7 protein-coding genes are annotated in these 12,657 nt (G+C 31.4%); 5 read left to right on the top strand and 2 right to left on the bottom strand.

The features are described from left to right. The first annotated feature begins 222 nt into the window (after positions 1-222). From BW942_RS10500 to BW942_RS10485, 3 genes are all read left to right on the top strand, one after another. Positions 223-786 (top strand): DUF1564 family protein, encoded by a 564-nt coding sequence (locus BW942_RS10500; protein ID WP_000591544.1) that lies wholly within the window; start codon positions 223-225, stop codon positions 784-786. 725 nt (positions 787-1,511) lie between these two features. Then, complete coding sequence (locus BW942_RS10490; RefSeq protein WP_000583497.1) at positions 1,512-2,048, top strand: DUF1564 family protein; 537 nt, start codon at positions 1,512-1,514, stop codon at positions 2,046-2,048. Positions 2,049-2,289: 241 nt separating this feature from the next. After that, positions 2,290-4,578 carry a SpoIIE family protein phosphatase gene (locus tag BW942_RS10485; RefSeq protein WP_000464920.1) on the top strand — a complete coding sequence of 763 codons (2,289 nt, stop codon included), beginning with the start codon at positions 2,290-2,292 and terminating at the stop codon, positions 4,576-4,578. Between the two features lie 790 nt (positions 4,579-5,368). On the opposite strand, the gene BW942_RS10480 is transcribed toward BW942_RS10485, so the two are convergent. Together BW942_RS10480 and BW942_RS10465 are read right to left on the bottom strand one after the other, a co-directional pair. Continuing rightward, positions 5,369-6,550: a M20 family metallopeptidase gene (locus BW942_RS10480; RefSeq protein ID WP_000683294.1), complete on the bottom strand. Its 1,182-nt coding sequence runs from the start codon at positions 6,548-6,550 to the stop codon at positions 5,369-5,371. A 1,119-nt stretch (positions 6,551-7,669) separates the two neighbouring features. Beyond that, positions 7,670-8,686, bottom strand: a complete 1,017-nt coding sequence (locus BW942_RS10465) for an LA_0442/LA_0875 N-terminal domain-containing protein (RefSeq protein ID WP_000667978.1) — start codon at positions 8,684-8,686, stop codon at positions 7,670-7,672. 571 nt (positions 8,687-9,257) lie between these two features. Between BW942_RS10465 and BW942_RS10460 the strand changes: the two genes are divergently transcribed. Next, complete coding sequence (locus tag BW942_RS10460; protein ID WP_000865214.1) at positions 9,258-9,524, top strand: LIC_11321 family protein; 267 nt, start codon at positions 9,258-9,260, stop codon at positions 9,522-9,524. 1,526 nt (positions 9,525-11,050) lie between these two features. Continuing rightward, the gene (locus tag BW942_RS10450; RefSeq protein WP_000100876.1) at positions 11,051-12,202 is read left to right on the top strand and encodes a class I SAM-dependent methyltransferase; all 1,152 of its coding nucleotides are present in this window, start codon (positions 11,051-11,053) and stop codon (positions 12,200-12,202) included. The last annotated feature ends 455 nt before the right edge of the window (positions 12,203-12,657 follow it).

The raw sequence follows: 12,657 nt of genomic DNA, 5'->3' as shown, positions 1-12,657 counted from the left end.
TAATTTTGTGGGAACTGTTACGTTTTGTTATTACTCAGAATTATATAGTAGTACTAAAATTTGTTTTATGATAAAAGTTTATGATACTTAACTTTATCGTAAGCAGTAATAGTTTAATGGTAGGAACTCCGGCTGATTAAAAAATTTTTAAATTTATGAATTATTTTTCATTAAATTCTGAAAAATACGAACGATAGTAATTAACCTAGAACTGTAAGAAGTATGATAAAAAAAGATCAAACTTCTTCTCAACATATTCGTAATCTCAGAAATGAACAAAAAAAATCAAAATTCATTACTGATAAAAAATCGATTTCAAAAAGAAAAAGAGATTCTCCATCTGATCTTTGGATCCCAAGAGTAAAAATTCCACATTTAACAAGGCGAATTTCACAGTTTAAATCTCTAAAATGTACTCTGCATTTTCTTTTAAAGAAAAATCGCAATCGATTACATTCCCTTTTTGCTCAGCCTGAAAAAGAAAAAACATTATATCAAGAAACCGAACTTGAACTAGTCCGTTTTTCTTTTCGACCTAACGCTGCAGATTGGGCGGAATTAAGACTCGTGGCCCGTTATTATGGTGTTTCTATTTGTAATTTTTTCGTGATGCTTCTTACTTTTGATGAAAATATAAATAAAGGTTCTGCAAAGTCTTTTTGGAAGGATTCTAAAAATCAAAAATTCCAAAATTCAGAAATTTTACTTATCCAGTTAATTTCTTCTAAAAGAAATACTCTATTTTTTTCCATCATCACCGGGTTAAATACTTTTCATGGATTCTAACAAAAGTCACATACTTAACGTAAGTTCAGCGTAAAGAATTTATAGTTCTGAAAAAAGTTGGGGAATCATCTGAACTTTACAGATTGATTCTTTAAATGTAGGAACTACCACAATTGATAAAATAGAAGTTTATAGTAATTGAATCTATCATATTCAACTGCAAGAACTATTATAAAACTTAGGCTTGTCTGTAAAATGATGTGGGAACTCTCACAAATCATGATTTTACGAACAAATTCTAAAATTGTAGGAACTCACACTTTTAGAAAATTTTTTCTTAATCGAATTCACGTTAAAATGGGACTTAAGCTTTGATGATGGTCGCAAAACGGCGGTTTTGTGTAAAAATCTGATTGGGGATGATTCTTTTTGTATTTCATAGGAGTGTTCCCACAATTTTCAAAGTTTAACTGGTAATCTACGATTTGTGAGAGTTCTCACCTCTATTTTTTTTACGAAAAAATTAACCTATGAATAAAACGGATTTATTACTCCGAATTTGCGTTATTTAAAACGGCAATTTTCAACTCTATTGTAATTTGATTTTAAGGCGGTCTTTCGACCCAAATTCATGACTAAAATAAGACATAATCAAAGAAAAATTTTGTAATTTAAATATTATATTTTCAAAAAATACAAATATTATAATATTCATTTGTAATATAAAAGTTATATTAAAAAAATAAGAATAAAAGAAAAAAAATTCAAAAAACAGAGCCGACAAAATGATTATTGGAACCGGTAACGGTATGAATATTAAAAAATCAAAACAACCATCCAAACATTTAAAATTATTAAAACCAAACCGTTTCGGAAAAGATCGAACCGAGCAAAAACTCCAAAATTTCCAAAAACATCTAAAAAAACTGGGAGCACCATCTGACTTCAATATTCCTAAGGAATTGGTTTCTCATTTGGGTAAAAGAATTCAAAAAGCAGGTTCTTTGAGATTACTCTTAAATCAATGTATTCATAAAAGACCATTCTTAATATTGGTACCGAAACAGACTTCGAGAAATAAAATTAGTTATCAAGAACAAAAACTCGAATTACAGAGATATTCTTTTCGACCATTTGAGGATGATTGGATAGAGCTTAAAAGACTCTCCTTTCTATACGGAGTTTCGATGTGCAAAATGTTTGTAAAACTATTATTGGAGACAGATCTTTATCCGGAATCTAGATATGCGGAAAATCCAATTTTAGACAAACTTGAAGGGGATACCGGAGATCCGACCTTGATTCAAAAAACTGGAAGCTAAACGAACATTTAGTTTTTGGAGAAATGATTCAAAGTTTATATAATAGAATACCAAAACTCTGTCTCTAAACTGAGATTTGTTTGAAAATTCATCGTATTCTATTATATAGAATCGAGATTACAATCGTAGCTTCTTAGAGGTTTTGTGATAAAAATTTAAATACCGTTTATCGGAAAGTTTTCTTTTTATTAAACGTAAACTCTAAAAAACTCTTGTCGAAACCGGGAAAACCTAAGTTGTATTGTTTTTTGGGTTGGAGAATTGTTTTTTTATTTTAATTAAAGAATCACAAAAAATCAAACTTAAAAAAATTCAATATTCCTTTTTGAGATTTGTAAAAATGAAAGATAATAAGTTATGGCTCTTGAAATCTTTTAGCATAGTTTCGTTTTTTGCAAAAATGTTCTCTAATTTTTATAGAATGTTTTTTGGTGTTCTATCGAAACATTTTCTATTTTATTTTCTGATTATATTTTCTGTTTCTTCCGAGTCGATTCAAAAAATACAATCGTTAGACGAAATTGTTAGTTTGGATTCTACAAAAGAACATGGTTGGGAAATCACTCTACAAAAAATAGATCCGGTTGCCTTTTCTGATTCATATTTGAAAGGTCAAAAGAATTCTAATATTCAGCTAGAAGCTTACGAGGCTCCTGGGGTGTATATACTTCCTGAGGAATCTATTCAAACTGCATTTATAGTTAAAAAGTTTATCGCTCCAAAAAATTGGAAAGGTTCAGGGCTTGCCGTTCGTTTAGGAACTCTGACAGATAAGGATAAAACGTATTTAAATGGAACCTTGATTGGCGAAACTGGAGATATGAATTCTACTTTACCTCAAGCATATGATAAAATTCGAATTTATCAAATTCCAAACGGTCTGATACGTAAGGATGAAGTAAATATACTTATAATCGAAGTCAAAAAATACTTTCAGAAAGAAATAGGAATTGAACAGGATAAAACTGCAATTGGAGATTCGTTGTTAATTCAGAAAGAACTGCTTGAAACTGAGTATATTAAAATTCTTTTATTAATGATTTATACAACTGCGGGTGTATATTTCCTTTTTCTTTATTTGCGTCGTAGGGCCGACCGTGAAAATTTATACTACGGTTTATTTACGATTTTGCTCGTTTTATATCAATTTTTAAGAAATCAGATTAAGTATGATTTAGGGATCGAGTTCATTTATATGAAAAAATTAGAATATATGGTTCTCGCCACCCTGGTTCCGCTTTTTGCAAACTTTATTCGTCTGTATTTTAAATACCCGAAAACGACTATTCTAAAAGTATTAGATGGTCTGTATGTTTCTTTTGCTATTTTTTATTTTTTTTCTAATAATGTAGAACATTATAATTTTATAAATAAAAATTTAGTTCAATACGGTTGGATTCTTTATTTAGGAATAACATTGAATCACTTGATCCGCCGTGTGATTGCAAAAGATAGAGACGCTTTTTTAATTTTAATTGGGGTTTTGATTACGGTATTTGCGGCAATTTTGGACACTTTGGGTGCAAGAAATGTATTTGTTTTTCCGAGGCTCGTAGGTTATTCTTTTCTATTTTTTATTTTAAGCATTGCTACGATCCTTGCCAATAAATTTGTTCGATTAAACGAGGAAGTGGAGGAACTCAATCTGGGTCTAGAAAAAAAAGTAGAACAAAGAACTGAAGAATTAAGACTTTCTTTAGAACAAGTCAATCGATTGAAAGTTCAACAAGACGCGGACTATTTTCTTACCTCTCTTTTAATCAATCCTTTATCTTCAAATAAAAACACGAGCGAGGTGATCAAAACAGAATTTTATACGAAACAAAAAAAATCTTTCGAATTTAAAAATAGAACCTATGAAATTGGAGGAGATATTTTGATTTCGGGTAACGTAAAACTTTGCGGAAAAAAATACGTCGTGTTTGTGAACGGGGATGCGATGGGAAAGTCGATTCAAGGAGCAGGAGGTGCGCTTGTATTGGGGACTGTGTTTAATACGATTCTTACTCGATCTTCAATTTCGTTATATCAAAACAAACAACCCGAAAAATGGTTGGAAGAGGCATTTTTAGAACTTCAAAAAATTTTTGAGTCCTTTGATGGCTCTATGTATATCTCCATTGTCTTGGGATTGGTTGAAGAGAACACGGGACTTCTCTATTATATCAATGCGGAACATCCTTGGACGGTTCTTTATCGGAACGGTGTCGCTTGTTACATTGAAGAAGAATTGACTCTTAGAAAGATAGGAATTCCGGAAAACGAAGAACATCTTGTAATCAAAAATTTTCAAATGCTTCCAGGTGATACTATTGTGATCGGATCGGATGGAAGGGACGATCTTTTAGTCGGAAAAGAAGGAAATCGGGTCGTCAACGAGGATCAGAATCAGTTTCTTAAAAGGGTGGAAGAAGGAAATGCAGATCTTAGAAAAGTATATGAGGAAATTATAAAGTTTGGCGTGATCTTAGATGACCTCTCTCTATTAAAGGTTACTTATAACCCAGAAGATAGTAAAACAAAAGAATAAGTCTATTTCAATTTTTACTCAAAACGATAGAATCGAATTTTATCACAAAAGCCAGTCTGAGTGTAAAATATTACTTATACCGCATAATAAAATACTTAATCTAATAGTTTATACCTCGATTTTGTAGATTCATAAAAAGAAAATAGTGGTGAATCCGGACCGAACTTTCAGCGCAATCAATTAAATGTATGAAAAAAACGTAATATTTCGCTTTAAGTTTCAATGTAGAATGCGATCTGTCGAGCGACCATAGAAGTGAGACGCTGAGTTACTTCGAGCGACCATAGAAGCGAGACGCTGAGTTACTTCGAGCGACCATTAGAGCGTTCGGAAACTCAGTGAATGCCTCTAAGAATTGGCATTCAGGAAACGATGTATTGAGTTCAGAGAGCGAGAGGCTTTAGTTTAGGAGAACGTTCTGCTAAAATTCTCCTACATTTTAATCACTTTCGCATCGGATCTATTGAACTTGCATGAAACGGCGCTTTGAAATAAACATTTAGATACTCAATTGAATAGGGATGAATAGATATTCTATAGTTCTAAGTAATAAAGAAACTAAGTAATAACTTAAATATGCCGAGCTTAATATAAGAAAGTTTGAGCAAATGCCTCTTTTGTGCGAGATCCTACATTTTAAGTTTTAAAATAAGCTCAGAGTAGCGTTGTTTTCATGTGTCGAAGTAGTAATTGTGTAAGATTGATAAAAATTTTTGAACACAAAAAGTTCGAAATAATTTTTACAAACAAACATGCATTTAATGAATTTATTATGATTATTTAGCAGAAATCAATTTTCTTCTAAATAAATCTTAATCGCTTCTTTAAGAACGCTGAGACCGATTGAGAGAGAATCTTCGTCTATGTCGAATTTAGAACTATGGTGTGGATAAACGAATCCCTTTTCTTCGTTTCTAGAACCTACGAAAAAATAACAACCTGGAACTTTCATCAGAAACGCGGAGAAATCTTCTCCTCCCATGGACTTTGTGTTTTCTTCTGTTAAACTTCCTTCGCCAAGAATGTTCAAAGAAGCTTTACGTACTATGTTTGCCATTTTAGGATCGTTGATTGTAGGCTGATTCGTTCTTTCGTAACGAATAGATACAGTGGCACCTAATGCAGAAGCTATTCCTTTTACCACTCTTTCTAATTTTCCTGGAACTTCTTCAAACATCTTTTTAGAATAGGTTCTAACTGTACCTTTTAATTCCGCCGTTTCTGGAATTACGTTAAACGCATTTCCAGAATGAAAACTTCCTACGGTTACTACGCAGGAATCTAAAGGGTCAGTATTTCTAGAAACGATGGTTTGTAACGAGTTTACGATTTGAGCACCTACTACAATTGGGTCCACTGTGTGTTGAGGCATGGCGCCGTGTCCACTGATTCCTGATATTGTAATCGTAAATTCGTCAACAGCCGCCATCATAGCGCCATCTACAACTCCTATTTTTCCAATTGGAATATGATTCCATACGTGTAGGGCTAGGGCAGCATCTACATTATATTTTTCTAATATACCTTCTTCAATCATTCTGTCAGCACCTTGACCACCTTCTTCTGCTGGTTGAAATACCAGTAACACCTTTCCTTTGGGAAGAATGAATTGGATATTCTCTTTGATTTCCGTTGCCAGTCCCATAAGAATGGAAGTATGAGCGTCGTGACCACAAGCGTGCATCACACCTTCGTGAACCGATTTGTATTCTTGATTAGATTCTTCGAATATAGGAAGAGCGTCCATGTCTGCACGTACAAGAAGGGTTTTTCCTGGTTTACCAGAATCGATTAAAGATACTACTCCGGTTTTTGCGATCTTATCCTGAAAAGAAAGACCTAATTCTTTGAGATGATTGATTACGTAGTCAGAGGTTTGATTTTCTTCATATCTAAGTTCTGGATGTTTGTGAATTTGTCTTCTGTATCGAATGAGTTCAGCCATTCTATTAGAAGTTAGAGTGTGTTTCATACTAAAACCATTCTACTTTTGAGAACCGTTTTCGAAAAGGATTTTAGATTTTTTTATTTGAAACTATAAAATAAAATCTTGGTATTTTACGCTAAAACTGGGTCTTGCAATAAAAATTTACGTTACTCAATTTGATAGAGATCAATAAGAACGTAGGATGAACTTTTTATGTCTGTGACTTGAGGTTTTAAAAATTTCTCATGGATTCTGTTATTTCCGATTGATGAGTAAAATCAACATTTGTGTTGAATTCAAAAAGGAAGTTTTTTAGACAAAAAAATGAAAGTTTTTCTTTTACCTAAGTCTTAAAATAAGAACGTAAAAAAATGATCTTATTTATAATATCTCGATCTGGCGTCTTGTAAAATACAAAAATATATTATGTTATTTTAAAATAATAAAAATTTAATTAACTTGAACCCGGTATAGCGCAAAAGGATCGAAGCGGGAAAATTACGCTCTTTCAAACTCAGTGTCTCGTTTCTATAGACGCTCGACAGATATTGAAACTAAAGATGAAATAGTATATTATGTTTGTTGTATGCAATTGATTGACCAGAACTGAAAGCCCGGTCTGGGCCCTGGTGTATATTAGAATTGTTGAAAGATTAATTTTCTATCGGTTTTCGTTGTATGGAACGGTCGATTGAAGTGTTTTGTTAATTGTTGCTATGGAATTTTTCAACAACTCTATTACATACTTTTGTGGAAGAGGAATTTGGACAATTTAAAACCGTTCTAGTTTCTTTGTTCTCGTTTTAACAGAGTTATATGAAATTTAGAATCTTGGCCAAAGTCTCGATTTGACTTGATTTCTTGTCATCGTAAAACTGTCTTCGAAAGAATTGATAGTTCCAAAGCTAACCAAAAGTTGACGGTTAATTTTACGAAAATATATAAACTCTCACAAATTGAGTCTAACTTGGAATTTATAACTTTTTTAAGAAAAATTTTGCATTTTAGCTTTTTAGAAAAAGTTTATAGTAGAGTTGTTGAAAAATAAATTCTCTATCCGTTTCTGTTTCATTGAAATGGACAATTGAAGTAATTTTGTTGATCCCCATTATGGAATTTTTCAACAACTCTAGTATTTATTTCCATGTGTCAGGATAGTGAATATTAGAAAAATATTGTATAGAGCATTTGTCCACCTACGTCTATACTTTTTACACCACCTGCAATTTCTTTAGAAACCAGAGGATTTCCTCTAACTCCAAAACCTTCTGAAACATTTTCTCCTGTAGGAGTTTGGATTACGTTATTTTGGGCCCAGGTTTTTCCAGTAAAATATGCGTGTGTCAATTGTATTAGATAAATTCCAATAGCAACTCCAGCCGCAGTATGTTTTGCTTTTTTGTAGTCTGCTTCATCGGAACGAATCGAATTGAGAGAATTCAAATTTCGTAAAGTGTTAAATTCAAAAACCAGATTTAATTCAGGAGAAGTTACCGTAGAAGTATTGGAACCTAAAAGTAGATCTGTAGTAAATTGTTGTCCTATAATTTTTTCTATCTTTTTATCGTATGCTTTGGTTCTATCTTTTTCGGCGGCGTCTAGTCCAAAATAAGAAAATAAGGAAACGAAAAATAAAGTGGAATAGCTAACACCCCAGCCGTTTTGTCTCATTGTGTTGTGACCCCAACCAGGAAGGATAGCGGATTTCCAAACTGGCTCCCAAGGATTTCTTTTTGCAGTGATATAACTTTCCCAGTCACCGTCTCTTTCTTCTAAATATTTTTCCAGTAGCGCTAAACGTTTCTGAACGATTTTGTAACTATTCTCCTTAATCATCTGTTCGAGATAGATCGTATCTAGTTGTTCCTCTTTATCACTTTTTTTACCTTCTTTATTCAGTTTCTTTTTTTCGATTTCTATAATTTTAGCGATTTCTTGTTCGTCTTTGATTTCTTTGAAAATGATTTTAAGAATTTTAGATTTTCCTAATTTGATTCTTTTTCCGTCGCGAATAATTGTAACCGTTTCTGAATCTTGGTCGATTACGGTTCCATAAGCTCTTTCTCCAGATTTAAAAAGGATCGTTTCTCCAAAAATCAAACTTGGTAAAAGAAAAACTAAAATTAAAAATGGAACTTTGTACTGGATAACGTTTTGTAAAGAATGTCTAAAAAATTTCATAAAATAACGTTCCTAAAAATTGAAATGAATACTTCAATATTTATAGAAGAGTTAGAATTGCAATTTATTTCCTAATTTTTAAAATTTTATTTAGAGAACTTTTTGAAATTGAAAGAGAATAATTCTAATACTGATCTATTATATAATAGAGCGTTAAAATTCTATTTTTATTGATCTCTATAAAATTGAGTATCATAAATTTTTACTACAAAACCCTATTTCAGTGCAAAATATTAGGTACTCTGTGATATAACTCTAAATATTAAAAAGATGTATAAAAATAATACTATTCGTTTTTTGAAAAAGTTGAAATATAATATTTCCCTTAAAAAAGTCATTTATTCCGAAATAGGTGTTATATTCGGATTCTAGGTTTTCGCGAAACCATTGTTTTTTATTTTTAGTGTGTCTGAAATAATAAAAAGATACTCCGTTATCAAATTTTCAGTAGTACATTTTATTGTGGTTAGAATTGGATTTTTGGATATAAACTGCCTGATCCCTATCAGTGAAATAAAATCCTAAAAGAAGATTTGAAATCATTGCCGTTTGATTTTATGGTGATTTTATAATGAAAGTAAAATTAGATTTTAAGAAATGGATGACGTTATGGGTTATTTTTATTTTTTGTGGAACTGTATTTGCCAAGGAAACGGAAAAAAAGGAACCGGATAAAAATTCTTCTTCTAAATTAGGTATTCAAGGGTGCTGTAGAATTAAAATGACCGGCGGTGGATACGACTACTTTATCAGTACCGAAGAAGAGTGTGCTTCTCATAAACAGTTTCATTCTTTTTTAAAGGAAAGAACCCTTTGTTTTGAATCATTTCCGGAATGATTGGAAATCTAAATTATATAGGATCGTAAAGATCTTATACTTTCAAAAAATTTTTTTCTAATTACACGATCTCATAAAAAGAATATTATGGGTTTGTTCCAAAAGTTGGAATGTAAGTTTTTTCTTAAAAACGTTATAAATTTTGGAATTGTCCCACTTATATTTTCAGAAATTTACTGCTCTTCTTGAAAATCTTTTTTATACGTCTTGTAGTAAAAATTTTTTTTCTTAAAAATGTAGGAAATACTATATTCTATAAATTGAACTTAGAAAATTGATTATTAGATTTTATGAGAAACTTTTATAAAATCTAAAAAGAATTGGGCCGATCAAATTTTTGTATAAAATCACCGTTTTGAGGTTATTATAAAAATGAAAAATTGTTTTGGGTTTTTCCAAAAGACTTAAAATAAATCGGTTTAATCATTTTAGCGAGTTGATTATAAAAAATGTAAGAATTCTCACAAATCATGTTATGTCGGCTCATTGACATTTGAACATCTTTTGTAGTTCTTAAGTATTGATTGGAGTATGAGGTTTTAAGACTGATGCTTTTTATAGATTCAATATATAATAAAATGATTATGAGACTTAATCTGTGGGAACTCTCACAAATTTAGATTTTATAAATTAGTTTTGAAATTCTAGGAACTATTACAAACTAAATTATAAAAAACGAAGATTTTAGAATCGAAAAAATGACTTAATGATTTGTTGGAACTCTTACAAATTTAGATTTTATAAATCAGTTTTGAAATTCTAGGAACTATTACAAACTGAATTATAAAAAACGAATATTTTGGAATCGAAAAGATGACTTAATGATTTGTGGGAACTCTTACATAAATTTGAATCTTTATTTCAAAAGCCTGTTTAACGTGAGTTCGGCGTAAAAAACTCACAATTTTGAAAGTTGGAATCTGAACTCTACAAATAGATTTTTTAAATGTGGGAACTACCACAAAACTTAGATCTATCTGTAAAATGATGTGGGAACTCTCACAAATCACAATTTTAGAAACAAATTCTAAAATTGTAGGGACTCATACTTTTAGAAAATTTTTCTTACGCTGAACTCGCGTTGTTTAGATATAAAATATTCGTACTCAGTCGTGTCGTTATCATCAATGAGAATCTATTTAAAGTAATAGTTTGAACTAAAACTAAAAGAAGTAGTTCAAACATTTTCTAGGTTTAACTTTAAAAATCTATGTCGCTTTAGAAAAAGAATCGAATTTGTATATGTTCCGATGGTAACACACGATTCTATCGTTTTAAGTAGTATGTTTGGTAAGGGTTTTTAAAAATCATTTCAAAAAGATAATGTGATCTTTTTAAAAGTAAGTTGGTATTCTGAAACGACTCTATCAATCACTATAAAATGGAGTGTCGTGGTTATGAGTCTCGTTTGAGCGCAAAATATTGGGTACTGATTATATAGTTTTCAGTAATTATTAAGAGATCCTTTTTTCTTCAGAGGAAAATTCGAGTGAAGGCCGAAAATCTTTTCATACGAGGTTTTTCGGATGTCTACTGCGCTCAAAAGAAAAGAAAGAAAGATTCAAATTGGAGAATTTTGGACTTCTCGTCAGAGACAATCTCATTCCATTCATTACAGTGTTAGTTACAGGGCTTCTTTTAAACCGGAACTTCCAGCGTTTTTTTTAGATAAGTATCTTTCCAAACATAAGGGAATTGTTTTAGATCCGTTTGGTGGTAGAGGAACTACCTCGATTCAAGCGAATTTAGACGGACATTCCGCGATTCACAACGATATTAGTCCGATGTCTTTGTTTCTTGCTAAATCCAGACAGACGATTCCTTCTTTAGAAAGTATGGAAAAAATATTGAATCGTTTGGATTTAAAAAAGAAAACTAAGGAAGAAAAAGAAGACAAGGATTTGCTTGCGTTTTATCATAAAGATACGTTAACCGAAATTAAAAATTTAAAACGAATCCTTTTGACGGATCTTTCACCCGAAATTCAATATCTAGGAGTTACGGCTCTTTCTAGACTTCATGGCCATAGCGATGGTTTTTTTTCAGTTTATAGTTTTCCTCAGATTTCAATTCCTCCAGAGGCTCAGCGTAGAAATAATCAAAAAAGGGGAATCAAACCTGAATATAAGGAAATTAAATCTAGAATTCTTCAAAAGATGAAACGAGATTTAAAAATTCCTCTTCCTCCGTTTTATCATGAGTTTTCGGGCAGAAATCTTTATACAAATCATTCTTCTTTGTATTTGGAATCTTTGCAGGATGGAACTGTAGATCTAGTGATTACTTCTCCTCCTTTTTTGGATAAGGTAAATTATGAAGAAGATAACTGGCTTCGTTACTGGTTTTTAGATATTAAACTTCCGGATCATAAAAAGCCGAGTATATTTTCGACCTTAAACGCTTGGACTGATTTTATTCATGATACTTTGAAGGAACTTTCCAGAGTTCTAAAACCGGAAGGTATTTGTGTAATGGAAGTAGGAGATATTAAAAAGGGTCCGACAGTTTTTAATTTAGACGAATACGTAATTCAGGCCGCATCCGGTTCGGGTTTGGAATGGGAAACAACTTTTATCAACGATCAAAAGTTTACAAAACTTTCCAATTGTTGGAATGTTTCGAATAACGAAAAAGGTACAAATTCTAATCGTTGTGTTGTATTCCGAAATTTTAAATGAACTAAATATTTAAGAATTTAATTTTTATTATATAATATATTTTTAATATTCTGTTAATGGTTTTGGTGACACTTTAGGCTTTTATAAATTTAGCTATAATATTGTTTGTTCCAAAGTTGTACTGTAAATTCGGTTTTAGAATGGTTGTTACACTAACTTGTAAACTTTACTTTAAAAACTTACAAGGAAAAGGGTAATTTCCGTATGAGTTCCTGTATTTTTGTAAAACTCAATCTCAGGGCGGTTCAAAAAAACTTAGTAAACACCTTCCTAAACTCAATGTATCGCCTCTATGGTCGCTCTGCAGGTCGGTGTTTAGAATTTGGAATAGACTAAGTTTTTCGTGCTAAAAATCCACAAACACTGATTTTACGGATCAATTCTAAAAATGTGGGAACTACCACAAACACCGATTTTACAGATCCATTCTAAAAATGTGGGAACTACCACAAACA

Source organism: Leptospira interrogans (assembly GCF_900156205.1).
Classification (GTDB): domain Bacteria; phylum Spirochaetota; class Leptospiria; order Leptospirales; family Leptospiraceae; genus Leptospira; species Leptospira interrogans.
Note: the sequence above shows the minus strand (reverse complement) of the source record. Positions and strands in the feature narration are given on the sequence as shown.

What these genes read in the sequence shown, in the direction of transcription:
- BW942_RS10500 (WP_000591544.1), top strand. Translation starts at nt 223, where the DNA reads ATGATAAAAAAAGATCAAACTTCTTCTCAACATATTCGTAATCTCAGA.
- BW942_RS10490 (WP_000583497.1), top strand. Translation starts at nt 1,512, where the DNA reads ATGATTATTGGAACCGGTAACGGTATGAATATTAAAAAATCAAAACAA.
- BW942_RS10480 (WP_000683294.1), bottom strand. Translation starts at nt 6,550, where the DNA reads ATGAAACACACTCTAACTTCTAATAGAATGGCTGAACTCATTCGATAC.
- BW942_RS10465 (WP_000667978.1), bottom strand. Translation starts at nt 8,686, where the DNA reads ATGAAATTTTTTAGACATTCTTTACAAAACGTTATCCAGTACAAAGTT.
- BW942_RS10460 (WP_000865214.1), top strand. Translation starts at nt 9,258, where the DNA reads ATGAAAGTAAAATTAGATTTTAAGAAATGGATGACGTTATGGGTTATT.
- BW942_RS10450 (WP_000100876.1), top strand. Translation starts at nt 11,051, where the DNA reads ATGTCTACTGCGCTCAAAAGAAAAGAAAGAAAGATTCAAATTGGAGAA.